This window comes from Candidatus Paceibacterota bacterium (genome assembly GCA_035452965.1).
Classification (GTDB): Bacteria; Verrucomicrobiota; Verrucomicrobiia; order Limisphaerales; family UBA8199; genus UBA8199.
Map to the genome: position 1 here is coordinate 1 of DAOTCE010000027.1, position 17,180 is coordinate 17,180.

General features: G+C 63.1%; 12 protein-coding genes. 8 read left to right on the forward strand and 4 right to left on the reverse strand.

Annotation, left to right across the window (positions count from 1 at the left end; all coding sequences use genetic code 11):
• Nucleotides 1–212: 212 nt before the first annotated feature.
• Both P5205_16870 and P5205_16875 read left to right on the forward strand, forming a co-directional pair.
• Nucleotides 213–1,229 (forward strand): aldo/keto reductase, encoded by a 1,017-nt coding sequence (locus P5205_16870; protein HSA12036.1) that lies wholly within the window; start codon nt 213–215, stop codon nt 1,227–1,229.
• A gap of 617 nt (nt 1,230–1,846) precedes the next feature.
• Entirely contained in the window at nt 1,847–3,136 is a 1,290-nt protein-coding gene (locus P5205_16875) for a cysteine desulfurase-like protein (GenBank protein HSA12037.1), read from the forward strand.
• A gap of 42 nt (nt 3,137–3,178) precedes the next feature.
• Here P5205_16875 and P5205_16880 read toward each other — a convergent pair whose 3' ends face one another.
• The gene (locus P5205_16880) at nt 3,179–4,168 is read right to left on the reverse strand and encodes a hypothetical protein (GenBank protein ID HSA12038.1); all 990 of its coding nucleotides are present in this window, start codon (nt 4,166–4,168) and stop codon (nt 3,179–3,181) included.
• Nucleotides 4,169–4,443: 275 nt separating this feature from the next.
• Between P5205_16880 and P5205_16885 the strand changes: the two genes are divergently transcribed.
• The 5 genes from P5205_16885 (at nt 4,444) to P5205_16905 (ending at nt 11,449) form a co-directional block, all read left to right on the forward strand.
• Nucleotides 4,444–6,135, forward strand: coding sequence for a ribulokinase (locus P5205_16885; protein ID HSA12039.1), 1,692 nt, complete (start codon nt 4,444–4,446; stop codon nt 6,133–6,135).
• Between the two features lie 20 nt (nt 6,136–6,155).
• Complete coding sequence (locus tag P5205_16890; GenBank protein HSA12040.1) at nt 6,156–7,310, forward strand: aldose epimerase family protein; 1,155 nt, start codon at nt 6,156–6,158, stop codon at nt 7,308–7,310.
• A 23-nt stretch (nt 7,311–7,333) separates the two neighbouring features.
• Complete coding sequence (gene araA, locus P5205_16895) at nt 7,334–8,851, forward strand: L-arabinose isomerase (protein ID HSA12041.1); 1,518 nt, start codon at nt 7,334–7,336, stop codon at nt 8,849–8,851.
• 3 nt (nt 8,852–8,854) lie between these two features.
• Entirely contained in the window at nt 8,855–9,547 is a 693-nt protein-coding gene (gene araD / locus P5205_16900; GenBank protein ID HSA12042.1) for an L-ribulose-5-phosphate 4-epimerase AraD, read from the forward strand.
• Nucleotides 9,548–9,658: 111 nt separating this feature from the next.
• Nucleotides 9,659–11,449, forward strand: a complete 1,791-nt coding sequence (locus tag P5205_16905; protein ID HSA12043.1) for a sodium:solute symporter — start codon at nt 9,659–9,661, stop codon at nt 11,447–11,449.
• Nucleotides 11,450–11,497: 48 nt separating this feature from the next.
• Here the strand turns inward: P5205_16905 and P5205_16910 are convergent, their stop codons facing one another.
• The 3 genes from P5205_16910 to P5205_16920 form a co-directional block, all read right to left on the reverse strand.
• Nucleotides 11,498–13,072: a sugar isomerase gene (locus P5205_16910; protein HSA12044.1), complete on the reverse strand. Its 1,575-nt coding sequence runs from the start codon at nt 13,070–13,072 to the stop codon at nt 11,498–11,500.
• Between the two features lie 174 nt (nt 13,073–13,246).
• Entirely contained in the window at nt 13,247–14,623 is a 1,377-nt protein-coding gene (locus P5205_16915; protein HSA12045.1) for an MBL fold metallo-hydrolase, read from the reverse strand.
• Nucleotides 14,620–15,306, reverse strand: a complete 687-nt coding sequence (locus P5205_16920) for a hypothetical protein (GenBank protein HSA12046.1) — start codon at nt 15,304–15,306, stop codon at nt 14,620–14,622. The genes P5205_16915 and P5205_16920 overlap by 4 nt, the downstream gene beginning before the upstream one ends.
• A 130-nt stretch (nt 15,307–15,436) precedes the next feature.
• On the opposite strand from P5205_16920, the gene P5205_16925 reads away from it, so the two are divergent.
• A complete protein-coding gene (locus P5205_16925; GenBank protein ID HSA12047.1) occupies nt 15,437–17,026 on the forward strand; it encodes a pitrilysin family protein in 1,590 nt (529 codons plus the stop codon).
• The last annotated feature ends 154 nt before the right edge of the window (nt 17,027–17,180 follow it).

Consider the following 17,180-nt stretch of genomic DNA (forward strand, 5'->3'; position numbering starts at 1 on the left):
GCGCGCTTGTTTCGGGTACAAGAGGTCGTGAGTTCGAATCTCACCGCCCCGACCACTTTTCCCAGGAGGCCTCGCAGAGGACCCGCGCGAGGATTGCCATTCCTGTGCCCGCTCAAATGGCGGCGCGATTCCAGCGCCTGCGGCCAGGAAAGCCGGCGCGGCCTCCCACCCGGTTTTGCCATGCGGCGTTCATAGGCTATAGTTGGGCCGCTATGTCGAACTCTTTTGGAATACAGCGCCGTCGCAAATTTCTGAAGACAGTCAGCGCCGCCAGCGCGGGGGCGGTCTTCGCCGGCAATGCCCCGGCGACTCTCGCCGCTGCCGCTCCGGCCATCGGGCCTGTGCCGAAGCGCAAGTTCGGACGCCACGAGGAGCTGGTGTCGTCGCTCGCTCTGGGCGGGGCCACGCTGGTCAGGGCGGGTAGCGTCCAGGAAGCCACCCGCATCGTCCATGCCGCGCTCGATATGGGGATCACCTTCCTCGACAATGCCTGGGAGTACTCCAAAGGGCGCGCCGAGGAATGGATGGGGACAGCCCTGCAAGGGAAGCGTGACAAGGTGTTCCTGATGACCAAGGTCTGCACCCATAACCCGGGACAGGAATCCAAGGACAAGGCCCTCGCGATGCTGGAGGACTCACTGCGGCGGCTGAAGACCGACCACCTGGACCTATGGCAGGTGCACCAGATCCTGACCGACGCGGAGGCCGATTCCATATTCATCCCGGACGGCGTGCTGGGGGCCATCGAGCAGGCGAAGAAGCAAGGCAAGATCCGCTACTGCGGCTTCACTGGCCACGCCAATCCAAAGGTCCATCTGCGCGTGCTGGCGCACAAGTACCCCTTCGATTCCGTGCAAATGCCCTTGTCGGTATTTGACGCTGACGACAATGGCTTCCAGCGGCTCGTTCTGCCCGAAGCCCGCAAGCAGGGCCTGGCCCCGCTCGCGATGAAGACGCTCGGGGGCAATGCCAAACCCATCAAGGACGGCCTGGTCACCGCCGAGGAATGCCTGCGCTACGCGCTCAGCTTGCCCGTTGCCACCGTCGTCTCAGGCATTGACACCATGGAGTGGCTCCGGACCAACGCGCGGATCGCCTCCAGCTTCAAGCCGCTCACCCGCGAAGAGATGGCCGCGCTGGAACAACGCTGCTCCTCCAAGAAGCAATACGAATATTATCGCCAGTGGGCCTACCTCGATGGGAGCCCTCCGAACGCCCTGCCCGCTTAAGCCCGGGCACCGCCGCGCCGCTGGCGGCGCTCGGCCGAAACCGCCTGCTTCCCGGCAACCCACAGCAAGAAAGCCGGTCCTTCGCTGGTATTGATGGAACAACGTGCTGGCCTGGGAATAAAGCTCCATCGGAAGTGCAATGCCCGCAGCAGAACCCTCTGGCATTTGAAACCAGCAATTGCGCGACTTCAGACCTGGCGATTTAGTTTGACCATGCCCTGAATCAGACCCCGGCGCACAAGGGACTCCCGCCGTATCCTCACCGTATCCACACCATATCCACACCGTAGGTTCAACTGCGTAACCCATTGATGCCAAACTACTTATGCAAACGGGCCCTCCAAACCCTCTAAATCCAGCGTAAGTACCTTCGGCACAATGACTTACACCGTTTTCATGAAAAGGACGGCCCCTCCGCTTCCCCGGTCGTCCCACCGGAGCACGCCAAGTGCCACATGAACATCAATTTCGAAGCGATTTGATTTGACCATGCGGAGATTGGCATGCCCGAGGGGCGGGATCGGAGCGCGCATAACGCGCTCCGCTCCTGAAGGTGATTTCCCTTGCGTCAAGGCCGGGCGGACAGCCACTGTTCGAGCTTCAACTGCTGGAAAAACATGCATTGCGATTCACCGAAAAACCAGCCTACGCAACCGGCAAACTCGGGCCATGCACTGGCGTCCATTGAGGCGATCCGGGGCCAGTTCCCCGCGCTCGCGCGGCGTCACAACGGGAATCCCGTCGCCTACTTTGACGGCCCCGGCGGCACCCAGGTGCCGCGGATGGTGGTTGAGGCGATGACCGACTACCTGCTCCATCACAATGCCAACACGCACTGGAGCTATCCGACCAGCGCCGAGACCGACGCCGCCATCGCCTCAGCCCGCCAGGCCCTGGCCGACTTCTTCAACGCCTCGCCGAGCGAGGTCGCGTTCGGCAATAACATGACCACCATCACCTTTCATCTCTCGCGGGCGCTGGGGCGCCAGTGGGGACCGGGCGATGAGGTGGTCGTGACCGAGCTCGACCACCAGGCCAACGTCGCCCCGTGGCGCGCGCTGGCCAGGGAGCGCGGCGTAACCATCCGCTCCGTCCCGTTCCACGTGGCGACGGGGGAACTCATCTGGGACGAGTTCGAGCGGACGGTAACGGACAAGACGCGTCTGGTGGCCATCGGAGCCGCCTCCAACGCGCTCGGGACCGTCTCCCCGGTTTGCGATGCGGCGCGACTGGCCCACAAGCACGGCGCGCTCTGCTGCGTTGATGCGGTCCATTACGCGGCACACCAGGTCATTGATGTGAAAGCGTTGGAATGCGATTTCCTGGTCTGCTCGCCCTACAAGTTTTACGGCCCCCATGCCGGCGTGCTCTACGGCCGGGCCGACGTCATGGCGGCGCTCGATGTGCCCAAGCTCGATCCGGCACCGGATACCATCCCTGACCGCATGGAGACGGGAACGCAGAATCATGAGGGCATTGTCGGCAGCGGCGCGGCGGTGGAATTTATCGCTTCACTCGCCCCGGGGGCGACCCGGCGCGAAAGACTCGTGCGCGCCATGACGGCCCTCCACGCGCGCGGCGACGTGCTGCTCGCCCGGCTCTGGGGCGGCTTGTCAGCGATCCCCGGCGTGCAATGCTACGGCCCCCCGCCGGGACGGCCCCGCACGCCGACAGTCTCCTTCGCCGTCGCCGGGATCCCCTCCGCGGAGGTCGCGCGGGCGCTGGCGCGGGAGGGAGTATTCGCCTCCAACGGCAATTTCTACGCCACTACCGTGGTGCAGCGGCTGGGGCACACGCGCGACGGGCTGATGCGCGCCGGCTGCGCGAGCTATACAACCGAGCAGGAGCTTGATCGCCTGATCGAGGGGGTGCACCGCATCGCTGCATCCGGGCGCTCGCCCGGCTAGTCCACGCGCGGTCGCGAGCCGCCACAGGAGCGGTTGCCGAACCTACGGCCTGGCGCAAAGTTGCCCCGGGGCCTTGCGCGTTATGCCGAAGGCGAAGGCTTGGCCTTCGTGGAAACGCTCGCGCAACTCGAAGTTCTCGAAGGCCACGCCGCCCGGTATGGGGCGTCGCGACTGCCAGTAGGTGTAACGCGCGTTGACGGCCGCGTGCAAATCGTCGCGGGCAGTGCCGCGCGGCTTCTTCCAATACTGCGTGACCTTGCTGCCGCCGTAATACCACGCCCGCCGGCCCGGAAAAGGATAGACCGAGGCGGGGTTATCCTCATCGGTGGTTACGGCCACCAGCGCATCACCTGAGCGCGTGCGCACGAGCCGATCGAGCGAGTAAATACGATGCGGGGCGAAGCCCTGCCCTCTGTGGTCCGGGTAAAGCTCCAGGCTGCTGACGACTTCGTCCTTGAGCCAAAGGAGCCGGGTGCGAGCCAGATTGCCCATGGTGGCGGTGAGGATGCAGTACCGCAGCGGCGCGCTGTCGGGCTCAGTGTGAACGGCGAGCTGGACTTCATCGGGCGAGTCACTGCGCTGCGTGACGACCAGGCGCACGCGGGCGCCGTTGTCGAACGGCTCGACGCGCACGGCAACCTCGAGCTGCTCGATGCCGGGCGCGGGCCGGGTGACCCTGCCCGGCTCCAGGGCCGGTTGCACGCTCTCGGGAGCGAGGTTGGTGGAACTCACGGCCCAAAGCCGTTTGCCGCGGGTGCGATCCAGCGCGCTCGGCTCAAGTTCACTGAAGCCCCGCCGGTCCTCCACAATCGGCTCGACCGCGATGAAGTTAACCAACTCGTAGCCGCCGTTGGTGGCAATGGGATAACCCACACGAATCAGCCCGCGAGGACCGCCCGACCCCCGAAATCCCCCGGGCGGAATCGCCCAGAGCAATCCACCGCGCACACCCCACATCGGCTGATTCGTGTTCAGGCCCGCCCGCACCCAATCCGCCGCCGGGGCATTCCCCGCGGCGGCGGCACCAAACAAAAGCGTGACCGCGCAAAAGGCGCGGCCTGACCGCACCAGACGCCTGAGATGTGGTTGGGCGCTCAGAAGTGCAAAGCCTAGCCGCGTTCAGCGCAAATGACAACCGCAGGCCGGCCAAGCCACGAACAGCAGACGGTGTCGCTTTCGATTTGACCACAGAGAACCCAAAGAATGCAGAGATGAAGAGGCCAATAACACTCCATGCCCTTTGCGTTCTCTGCGGTCAAACCTATTCCCCTTGCCCGGCAGAGCGGCGCCCGCTATTTAGAAGGGCCATGAGCGCTACCCAGTACAGCATCGGCCTCGATTACGGGACCAACTCGGTCCGCACCCTGATCGTCAACGTCGCCAACGGACGCGAGGTGGCGTCCGCTGTCTGGAACTTCGAGCACGGCTCGCAGGGAGTCATCCTGTCGCGCGACCCGAACCTGGCGCGGCAGAATCCCGTGGACTACGTCACCGGTGCGCAGATCACCATCAAGAAGGCGCTCGCGCTCGCCAGGCGCTCGGTGCGGGGATTCGCGCCGGACCAGATTATCGGCATTGGAGTGGATACCACGGGCAGCACACCGATTCCGGTGGACCGCAACGGCCGGCCGCTGGCCTTCGACCGCCGCTTTGCCAAAGACCCCGCGGCGATGGCCTGGCTGTGGAAGGACCACACCGGGGTGGCCGAGGCGGGAGAGATCACCGCATTGGCGCGCAAGATGCGGCCGCAGTATCTGGCCAAGTATGGCGGCACCTACTCCAGCGAGTGGTTCTTCAGCAAGATTCTTCATTGTCTGCGCACGAGCCCCAAGGTGTTCGACGCCGCGCATCTCTGGGTGGAATGCGCCGATTGGGTGCCCGCAATGCTCACCGGCACCGAGGCGCCCGACCAACTGACCATCGGCGTGTGCGCCGCCGGCCACAAGGGCATGTACAACAACGCCTGGGGCGGTTACCCGGACGCTGAATTCCTGTCGCAACTGGACCCGAAGCTGGGCCAGTTGCGGTCCCGGCTCCCGTCGAAGGCCCGCACCATTGACTGCAAGGCGGGCGGGCTGACGGCCGAGTGGGCCGAACGCACCGGCTTGCCCGCGGGCCTGCCCGTGGCCGTCGGGGCGATGGACGCCCACTTGGGCGCCGTCGGGTCCGGGATTGCACCAGGCGCCATGGTGCAGATCATCGGCACCAGTTCGTGCGATATGCTGGTCGTGCCGCTGGGCAGTAAGCTCGCGGACATCCCCGGACTATGCGGCATTGTCCCGGGCAGCATCCTGCCGGGATATTACGGTCTGGAGGCGGGCCAATCGGCCGTAGGCGACATTTACAACTGGTTCGTGAACTATATCCAGCCGTGCGGCAGGAAGGCCGGTTCGCATGAGGCGCTCAGCGCGGCGGCGGCCAGGCTGGCGCCCGGCGAGTCGGGTTTGCTGGCGTTGGATTGGAACCACGGCAACCGCACGGTGCTGGTGGACCAGCGGCTGACGGGTCTGCTGCTCGGGCAGACGCTCTACACCACGCCGGCCGAGATTTACCGCGCGCTTATCGAGGCAACGGCGTTCGGCGCGCTGACCATCATCAACCGGCTCGAGGAATACGGGCAGCGGGTCGGGCAGATCGTCAACTGCGGCGGCATTGCCGAGAAAAACCCGCTGGTGATGCAGATCTATGCGGATGTGACCGGCCGGCCTTTCAAGATCAGCCGTTCGGCGCAGACCTGCGCGCTGGGCGCCGCCATAGCCGGGGCGGTGGTGGCCGGCAAAGCGGCGGGCGGCCACACCAATTACGCCGAGGCACAAAAGGCGATGACGGGCCTGAAATCGCGGGTGTTCCAGCCCCACCCGGCCGCCCATGCTGTTTACAAAGAGCTTTATTCCCTCTACCGGAAAGTGCACGATGCGTTCGGAACAAAACAGGCAACCGGGAACCTGTATCGCGTGATGAAGCAGTTGATTGAGATCCGCACCCGGGCGCGGAAGTGAACTACGACAGACATAAAACTATGAAGACCAACTATCAATGGTTTGCCCTCCTTACGGCCAGTCTGGGCGCGGCGGCGCTCCTCGGCTGTGCTGACCTCACGAAGCACGGCCCCTCCAAGGGCCAAATCTCCCAGCAGCCCTTCGGCCAGACGAAGGACGGCGTCCCCGTGAGCCTCTTTACGCTGCGCAACAACAACGGCATGGAGGCCGGCATTTGCAACTACGGCGGCTTGCTCATCTTCCTCAAGGTGCCCGACCGATCAGGCCAGCTCGGGGACATCGTTCTCGGCTACGACAAGCTCGAGGATTACATCAAGGACAGCCCTTATTTTGGCGCGCTGATCGGACGCTACGGAAACCGGATTGCCAAAGGCAAATTCACGCTGAAAGGAAAAGAATACAGTCTGGCGGTCAACAACGGCCCCAACAGCCTGCACGGCGGTCTCAAAGGCTTTGACAAGGTGGTTTGGGAACCCCGGATCCTGGCCAGTCCCGCAGGGCCGTCGCTGGAGCTTAGATACCTGAGCCCGGATGGCGAGGAAGGCTACCCCGGCAACCTGACCGTCACCGCGATTTATACCCTGACCAGCGATAACACGCTGAGACTTGAGTTCACCGCCCATACGGACAAGGACACGGTCGTGAACCTCACCGAGCACTCGTATTTTAACCTCGCCGGCAAAGGCGACATCCTCAACCACGTGGTGATGATCCCGGCCGACAAGTTCACACCGGTGGACAGCACCCTGATCCCGACGGGCGAATTGAAGCCCGTGGACGGCACTCCCTTCGATTTTCGCACGCCTGCCACCATCGGCGCGCGCATCGGCCAGGCTGACGAGCAGCTCAAGTTCGGCGGCGGCTACGACCACAACTGGGTCATCAACAAGACGCCGGGCCAGCTCACCCTCATGGCGCGGGTCTCCGAGCCAACCAGCGGCCGGGTCATGGAAGTCTGGTCCACCGAGCCGGGACTGCAGTTCTACTCGGGCAACTTCCTGGACGGCAAGAACGTGGGCAAGGGCGGCTGGGCCTACAAGTTCCGGAACGGCTTCTGCATGGAGCCGCAGCATTTCCCCGACTCGCCCAACCAGCCGAATTTCCCGTCCGTGGTGCTCACGCCCGACCAAACTTACCAGCATACCATTGTCTATAAGTTCTCGGTGCAGAAGTAGGGCAGCACCCGAACACGGGCACTGTGGCCACGATTGATCTGAAGCAATTCGAGGTCTGGTTCGTCGCAGGCAGCCAGAACCTGTACGGGGCCGAGGCGCTGAAGAAGGTCGCGGCGAACTCGGCGCAAATCGGCCGGGTGTTTGACACCGCGGCATCCATCCCCGTCCGGGTGGTAGTCCGGCCGGTGGTGAAGACACCGGCGGAAGCCACCGCCTTATGCCAGGCCGTCAATGCCAGTCCCCACTGCATCGGCCTGATGACATGGTGCCACACCTTCTCCCCGTCGAAGATGTGGATCAACGGCCTCAAAGCGCTGCGCAAGCCCCTGCTGCACCTGCATACCCAGCACAACCGCGAGATTCCCTGGTCGTCCATTGACATGGACTTCATGAACCTTAACCAGGCGGCGCACGGCGACCGCGAGCACGGCTTCATCATGAGCCGCCTGCGCCTGGAGCGGAAGGTGGTGGCCGGCTACTGGCAGGACGCGGCCGTGCAGCGGCGCATCGGCGCCTGGTGCCGCGCCGCGGCAGCATGGCACGACTGGCAGGGGGCGAAGTTCTGCCGCTTTGGCAATAACATGCGCGAGGTCGCCGTAACCGAAGGCGACAAGGTCGCCGCCCAGGTGCAGTTCGGCTACTCGGTCAACGGCTACGAGGTGGGCGACCTCGTCAAATGCGTCAACGCGGCAACGGACCGGGAGGTGGACCGCCTCATCGCCGAATACGAGAGCCTCTACACAGTGGCTCCCCGGCTCCGCAAGAACGGGGCGCAGCGGCAATCCTTGCGCGACGCGGCGCGCATCGAGCTGGGCCTGCGCGCGTTCCTGGGCGCCGGCGACTTCAAGGGCTTCACAGACTGCTTCGAAGCGCTGCACGGGCTTGCCCAATTGCCCGGCCTGGCCGTGCAGCGGCTGATGGCCGACGGCTGCGGTTTTGGCCCCGAAGGCGACTGGAAGACCTGCGCGCTGGTGCGCGCCATGAAGGTCATGGCCGCGGGCCTTAGAGGCGGCACGTCTTTCATGGAGGATTACACCTACCACCTTGACCCGAAACGCAGCCTGGTACTGGGCGCGCACATGCTGGAAATCTGCCCGAGCATTGCCAAAGGCCGCCCCTCGCTCGAAGTGCATCCGCTCGGCATCGGCGGCAAGGCCGACCCGGTGCGACTGGTCTTCGACACACCCGCCGGACCGGGGCTCAACGCGTCCATCATTGACCTGGGCAACCGCTTTCGCTTGCTGGTGAACGAAGTGGAGCTGGTTCCCCCGGACAAGCCGCTGCCCAAACTTCCCGTTGCCCGCGCAGTGTGGATGCCCAAGCCCGACCTCCCGACTGCCGCCGCGGCATGGATTCACGCCGGCGGCGCGCACCACACCGGCTTCAGCCAGGCGGTCACCACGGAAATGATCGAAGACTTCGCCGGCATGGCGGGCATCGAGCTGGTGGTGATTGACGCCGACACCCGGTTGCGCCGGTTCAGGCAGGAGCTCAGGTGGAACGAGGCCTATTACGGCTTGCACCGCGGTTTCGCTGGTTAGCGCATGCTGGAGCAACTCAAGAAGGATGTCTGCCGGGCAAACCAGGATCTCGTCAGAGCGGGCCTTGTAACTCACACCTGGGGCAACGTCAGCGGGATAGATCGCCGGCGCGGGCTGGTGGTCATCAAGCCGTCGGGCGTGTCCTATGACGACCTGACTCCCCGGCACATGGTGGTAGTCGCGCTCCGGAGCGGCGGAGTCCTCGAGGGCCGGCTCAAACCAAGCTCGGACACCGCAACCCACCTGGTGCTCTACCGCGCGTTCCCGCGACTCGGTGGCATCGCGCACACGCACAGCCTCTACGCCACCGCCTGGGCCCAGGCCGGGAGAGCCCTGCCGCCTTACGGCACGACACAGGCCGATTACTGCTACGGCAGCGTGCCCTGCACACGCATGCTCACGCCCGCTGAATTGCAATCCGATTACGAGGCCAACACGGGCCACGTGATCGTCGAGCGGTTCAAGAAGCTCGACCCGCTGCAGCACCTCGCCGTGCTGGTGGCCAGGCACGGCCCGTTTGCCTGGGGCAGGAACGCGGTCGAGGCGGTCCATAACGCTGAGGTGCTGGAGTTCATTGCCCGGCTGGCGGCCGAGACCCTGCGCATCAACCCGAAGACCAAACCCATGCCGCCGGCCCTGCTCGCCAAACACTTCCTCCGCAAGCACGGAGCCAATGCCACCTATGGCCAAACCTAACCGCTTGGCCACGCCACCTGCTGTGTGCCTCGAAATTCCGCGAGGTCTCGGGGTGAGCCCGCACTCTCTGCCTCTGCCCCCCTCGATCTTAACCCCCATCACCACCCTCGCATGCATCCAACCCCACTGAGCGCCAGCGGTCCCACCCTGACAGCCCTGGACTGGCTGGCCATTGCTTTCTACTTTGGCATCCTCTTGTGCGTCGCCTGGTGGGTGGTCCGCCGCGCCAAGGATACGGCGGCGGATTACTTCCTCGCGGGTCGCAACCTGGGGTGGTGGGTCATCGGCGCCTCTATTTTCGCTTCGAACATCGGCTCGGAGCATATCGTCGGCCTGGCCGGTTCAGGCGCCAAAGACGGTGTGGCGATGGCTCATTACGAGTTGCACGCCTGGTGCCTGCTGATGCTGGCGTGGGTGTTCGTGCCGTTCTACGCCCGTTCACTGGTCTTCACCATGCCGGAGTTCCTCGAACGCCGCTTCAGCACTGGCTCGCGCTACGTCCTGTCCATTGTCTCGCTCATCACGTTCATCGTGTCGAAGATCGCGGTGGGCATCTTCGCCGGCGGCGTCGTCTTCTCGACGCTGCTGCCGGAAATCCACCTGAACCTCGGCGGCATTGAGATCAACAGCTTTTGGATTGGCTCCGTGGCGGTCATCGGGCTGACGGGCCTCTACACCGCGCTGGGCGGCATGCGCGCCGTGGCTTACAACGACGCCGTTCAGGTCGTCGTTCTCATCTGCGGCTCGGCCCTCCTGACCATTTATGGGCTGGTCAAGCTCGGCGGCTGGAGCGAGCTGCGCGAGCTCTGCGGCTCGGACATGTTCAACCTCTGGAAACCGCTGACGCCCCCCGGCGTCGCGGCCACGTGGGCGCCGGTGATGGAGAAAGACGCCTCCGGCCAGCTGGTCAAACAGGCTTGGTACTTCAACCAGCACTACCCCTGGCTGGGCATGGCGATCTGCGCCCCGGTCATCGGCCTTTGGTACTGGTGCACCGACCAATACATCGTTCAGCGCGCATTGGGCGCCCCGAACGAGGCGACCGCCCGGCGCGGCTGCATCTTCGCCGCATTTCTCAAGCTCTTCCCCGTCTATCTCTTCATTATCCCGGGCCTCATCTGCTTTGCGCTGGTCAAGAGCGGCAATGTGCCGGAACTCGCCGCCAACTTCGACGCCCAGAAGGCCTTCCCCCTGATGGTTAAACACCTGCTGCCTCCGGGCCTGCGCGGCATTGTCGTCGCCGGGCTCCTCTCCGCGCTGATGGGCTCGCTCGCCGGCGTGTTCAATGCCTGCTCCACGCTCTTCACAGTTGACCTCTACGAGAAGTGGAAACCCAAAGCCACCCAGCACCAGATCGTCCGCACCGGCCGCATCGCCACCACGGTGATGGTCATCATCGCGATGCTGTGGATTCCGGTCGTCCAGGGCGCGCACAGCCTGTATGACTACCTGCAGCAGGTGCAAGGCTACCTGGCGCCGCCCATCTTCGTTGTCTTCTTCTTCGGTGTGTTCTGGAAGCGGCTAAACGCCAAAGGCTGTCTCTATGCCATGGTCGCGGGGTTTGTTCTGGGCCTGTTCCGCATGCTGGTGGACACGCCCGTGACGATGAAGCTCAAGGGTTTCGAGCACGGCTACGCCGAGGGAACGTTCCTGTGGGTCATCAACAACATCAACTTCCAGTACTTCAGCATCATCATCACACTGTTCTCCGCGCTGGTAATGGTCATCGTGAGCTACGCGACCCCGGCTCCGCAATACGCGCAGATCCGGAGCCTCACTTTCGGCACCGCGACGGATGAAGACCGCGCCCGCACCCGGGCCAGTTGGAGTTGGCAGGAGGTGGCGGCCTCCACCTTCATCTTGCTGTGCATCCTGGGCGCCTACCTCTACTTCCGGGGATAACTGCACCGGCGAGTCTTCTAACGAGACGGCTATCTGTCGGCGCCCTGCTTAAACGGCGCTCACGTCGCGCAAGTCCACGTTGAGCTTCTTGAGGGCGTAGCCGGTTTCCCGCATGTAGTTGCCGTAGGACATCATCCAGTGGAATCCCTTCATGTGCTGGAGGAGCGCCTGGCCGTCACCGAGCACCTGCACCTCGATCTGCGAGCGACAGATATCGAGGAACGGGTTGCCGACGATCTTGCCCGCGAAGCCGACCCATTTCTTGCAATCGAAGTCAGGCACGAGGTTGGTGCAAACCTGGCCCAGCTTCATCTCCACTTTGGGCGCGGCGCCGTAATCGGACTCGAAATGGGTGAGAATCTTGACCCGCTCGGCCCGCCGACCGTCCATTTTGCGGGGGGCCGTGCAGTGGGCCAGCGTGACGACATTTTCATGCGGGAAGGTCGGGTCGTTGAGGAAGACCGGCTTGCCGGAGATGTAATGCAGCAGGATGCCGGAGGGAATGACCACGAAGTCTGATTCGCAGAAGGCGAGGTAGCCTTCGTCATTTAAGAAGCTCAATGGCATACAGGCCGTCGTTTCCGAGATCCCCATGATTGTCCCCATGCAATGATGAACGGTGATGGCGTCCGTGTGCGCTTCGTCCATCAGGTCTTTCATCACCTCGGTCAGCACGAAAGCTCGATTGACGAAAGGGCGGGCGGTATGAAGCGAGACGCGCGCTTGGGCCAGGTAACGGCTCGCGGCGGCATCGCAGCGTCTGACCAGCGCTGGGTCTTGCCGGGCGGCTTTGAGGCGCGGTTCGAGGTCTTTGTAGCTGCAGTCCACGATGTCGAGCTTCCAGAGGTTGCGGGCAATCTCCGGCGCCTTCCTGCCGCCGGCGCCCCAGCCGCCGGCACCGCCGATAGCGACGATGCGCTTGCCCAGCGTATTCTTCAATCCGTGCAAGGCCCGGCAGCGCCAGAGCAGTTCGTCGCAGTTGTCCACCACAACGTCGGCCACATCCAAGCCGGTCTGATCAAACTCGTCCACGGCCTTGCGGAGAAAATGGGGATGCGCGATTTCATACCACAAGTACACCGGACCGGACTCGTGGCGAAGGAACATCAGATTGAACTTCTGCGGGGAGATGAGCCTCTGCAGGATGTCGCGCCCGCCGCCGGCTGCATAGACGAGCATGGCGTCATAATCGCCTTGCGCGGCAGCGGCGGCCTCGTTGGAATTGATCACCGCCGCCAGCGGCAGAATCTCCACCGGGAAGTCCGCTTTGGCCTTGAGTTTGGCAAGCTCACCGGTGATACGCGCCTTCTCAGCAGCGACATCCGCTTCCTTCTGGATGCCGCCCCAGGAACGCCAACTGGTGTGCTCTCGCCTTTGGGGCAAGGCGTAAGTCAACACCGGCTGCACCTTGAGCGGCTGCTGCGGAAGCGGTCCGCGCGCGGGTAGAGCCAGCGCCGGATCGGCCCCCAAAACGTCCAAGGCGGAAAACGCCAGTCCGCCCGCGGCCGCCGTGCCGACGCGGAAGAGGAAATCACGGCGGTTCAAGGCGCCGAGGTTGCCGGGCAGATTTGCGGCGGCACAACAACTGCAATTACAGGCGTGGAGGGGGTGACTGGATTTCATGGATTGAGGGGTTGGAATCACGGAAGGTACGGACAACTTATTCATGCGCACGGCACCTGACATTGTTTGCCAAGACTGACTATGCCGTTTACGCACTTGGAAACAGCTTGTCAAGCTCCGCATTTGGAATTCGAGAAAATCGGCACGCGGTTGAGAGGTCCATCCGGGCGGCGGCTACGCCTCCACCACCTCGCCTGGTTGGGGCTGGATGATCTTTATCTTGGGGTGGCGCGCGCGGATTTGGTCGGCGAACCACTGGCGGGAGTCGTCTTCGCCGTGGCTGAGCAGCACCAGGCGCGGCTCAACCTCGCTGACAAATTCCAGCAAGTCCTCGCGGTTGGAATGGGCGGTAAGGTCGAAGTCCTCCATTTCGCACATCCGCTTCATCCTGCCCGCGCTGGGGCTGAGGAGAAATTCCTCGCCCAGCCTGGCAATCTTCAAGCGGCCGCCCGGCGTTTCCGGGTCGGCGTAGCCGACGAAGAAGATGGCGTGCTTCTCGTCTTCGAGCATCCGGAGCGCCAAATTGTGCGAAGCGGTGTGCTCGCTCATCATACCGGCGGTGACAACAAAGATCCGGCCCCCGGCCAGCTTCATGTTGTCCACCTGCTCCCGGTCCAGCACGACCAGGTTCAGCGCGTCGTGCAACTGCAGATTGGGATATTGCCGGTGCGTGCGGTGCGCTTCCAGGTCGTAGATTTCGGTAAAAACCCGGCCAAGCCCGCCGATGTAGATCGGCTGCGGCCTGAGTTTTCCTTCGCGCGTCATCAGGGCCAACAGCGCGAGGATTTCCTGCGTGCGGCCCATGGCGAAGGCGGGAATGAGAATGGAGCCTCTTCGGCGGAGGACGCGCTCGATGGCCTGGCTGAGTCGCTCGACTTCCGCGCCGCGCGAGAAACCAGGCTGAGGCGCGCGGTTGCCGCGCGTCGTTTCCATGATGAGCACGTCGGCTCTCACATCCTCGAACCGGGCGCCCCGCAAGATGGTCTGGTCGTGAAAACAGACGTCGCCGGTGTAGAACAATGTCTCTTTTCGGCCGCGGACCATGATGCCGGCGGAGCCGAGCGTGTGGCCGGCGTCATAGAATTCCAGGATCGGCGAGACAAACCCCGCGCGGGTCTTCCGAAACGCGGCCCAATCTACCTCGCGGTTGTACTTGAAGCCCTGGATGCGCGGGGCCAACTCGTCCACCTCGTCGTGGCTGAAGAGCGGGTATTCCTTAAGGCCCAACTCCTCCCGCTGCCGCTTCATGACGTTGACCGAGTTGTGAAGCACGCGCTCCACAAGGAAGTAGCTGAGCTCGGTCATGAGAATATGGGCCTGCGGGAAATAACGCTCGGCCACGGGCAGCGACCCCACATGATCGTGATGGCAGTGCGAAATGGCAATCGCATCCAATTCCTCCCGCTTGATCAGATCATACCGCGGCAGCGCCGCGTGACCCTCGCGCCGGGGATGCGTGCCGGTGTCCAGCAGCAGTCGGTGCCCTTCCAGATCAACGAACCAGGACGACGCCCCGATGTCCGTGTCCGGGTTGAGGTTGATGATCCTCACTTCATCAGGCCGTAGTTGGCCGGCAGATCGAATTGCTTGGCGTCGGGTCGGGCGAACTGGACCTGGCTGAAGCGCAGGCGGACTGTGGTTTGCTTTTCCTTCATCTCGATTTGCATCGGGAAATCCTTCAGATCAGCCGCGTTCCAGGTGATTGCCTCAAGAACTGCCCCTTTCTCGCCCTTGACCACAACCTTGTTCTTCACACAGGCGTGCCCCTCAATGGTCTCCTTACCCAGCGCGCTTTTCTCCAGCTTCAATCCCTTCTGGGCTGCCTCCACTTCGCCCGGGGCCAGCGGTACGTTCTGGTAAGACTGAACCCCGGGATAAACGACATACGTGGCTTTCTGATCAGGCCGGAACAGGCTGACGATGCGGGCCATGCCCGACTGCTTCAAGCTGGCGACCGTGCCGGGAGGCAGGTCCTTATTCGTCATTTGTTCAAGGTTGATTTCCAGGCGGACTTTGCCATCCAGGGCGGCCCAATCCATAGGCATCCGCACCGTCTCCTGCTGCGACCGGTCTATTACCCGGGCTTCGGCCCTGGCCGTGAACGTAGTAACCGCTCCGAACAGCTTCACGAACGCCGCGTTGATGCCGGCCGGCGAGCCGGCGGCGGGAATTTGGGCGAACGCGGTCCCATCCATTAACAGGGCCGCAGAAACCGCTACCAACAATCGTGCCATTGATACAAGCATCTTCATGCAGCAAAGCTCCCTTCGATTATACGCGCCGGGCCCCATAACGACAGCAGAAAGTCAGCGCCGATTTCTATTTGGCAGTTGCACGGGTCCGGCTTAGTTTGGTCAAACGAGCATGGAACACCTTGAACTTGCCTGGCAGGCTATCACGCGTATCCGACGCGAGCGGCGATGGATTATACTGCTTTTTCTCCTCCAGTGGACGCTGCCGCTGCCGGCGCAGAAGGTTCCGGTCGTGGAAAAGAACCTCGCGAACGGGATGCGGCTTTTGCTGGTGGAACGGCACGATGAGCCAGCCGTAGCGGGTGGGTGGGTGGCACATGTCGGGAGCTCGAACGAGCGCTTGGGAATAACCGGCATCACCCACCTTTTCGAGCACATGATGTTCAAGGGGACGAGGACCATTGGCACCACGAACTACAAGCGGGACCTGGAAATCATCGCGGCGCAGGAGCGCGTTCGCGATCTAATGCGGCAGGAGGAACGGAAGATGCGCGCTGAATACCGCCTCGGCCAGATTGACGATCTGCTCCAACCCGAGAACCAGACCCCGCGCTACCGCGAGCTGCACAAGGAGTTCAACCAGCTCATCGCGGAACAGCGCGAGATCCTGGTCAAGAATGAGTTCGACCGCATTTACAGCGGGGCGGGCGGGTCGGGCATGAACGCGTTTACGTCGGAAGACATGACGGCTTATTTCATCACCGTGCCCGCCAACAAGCTCGAGCTGTGGGCATGGATGGAATCCGAACGCCTGCTGCGCCCGGTGTTCCGCGAGTTCTATGCCGAGCGGGACGTGGTATTCGAAGAACGGCGCATGCGCACGGAGTCCACGCCGCTGGGTAAGTTCCAGGAAGCGTTTAACGCTATGTTCTGGGACTCCTCCCCCTACGCCTGGCCGGTTATAGGCTGGCCTTCCGACATCCCGGCCATTTCCAAGGCGCAAGCGGACGAATTCTACTCAACCTATTATTGCCCGCAGAACATCACGCTCCTACTGGTCGGTGATTTCGCCCCGGCGAACGCGGAGGCGCTGGTCCGCAGATACTTCGAGCGGATCCCGCGCGGCCCCCGCACTCCACCGGATGTGGTGACACTGGAAGTAAAACAGCTGGCCGAGAAGCGCATGTATGCCGAAGCCGAAACCAACCCGCAGGTGGACATCCTCTGGCATACAGTGCCGTTTCGGCATCGCGACTCGTATGCGTTGTCCATACTCAGTGAGCTTTTGTCCACACGCACCGGGCGGCTTTACAAGGGACTGGTGCTGGGCAGCGCAATCGCCACCGAAGTGTGGGCGCAGCAAGCATCTATGAAGTGGGAAGGTTACTTTAATGCGGGCGGCGAGGCAAAAGAAGGGAGTAAGCCGGAGGAAGTCGAGCAGGGCATTTACAGCCATATCGAGAAGTTGAAGACGGAGGCCGTGCCGCCGGAGGAGTTGCAGAAGGTGAAGAACAATTTCGCCGCCGCAGAGTATCGCCGGCTATCGTCCAACTACCCGATCCTCATGCACCTGATTCGCAATGACGGTGAAGGAGATTGGCGGGAGATAAACGAGGGCGGGCCTAAGATACAGGCCGTAACGGCTGCTGACGTGCAGCGTGTAGCCAGCAAGTACTTCACGAAGGAGAACCGGGCCGTGGCGATTTACACCCGCAAGCCGGGCGAGGCCGCCGCGAAGCCAGCTACCCAGGAGACACCATGACCGAAGCCATGCTGGAAATTCGAAGGCCGAAACCCGAAGGCCGAAAGAAGTCCGAAGCCCGAAATCCGAAACGATCACGCGTTGGGCAGGCCTCCCGGCTCTCCGGGTCTCGGATTTCGGCCTTCCTTCGGCCTTCGGATTTCGGATTTCGAGT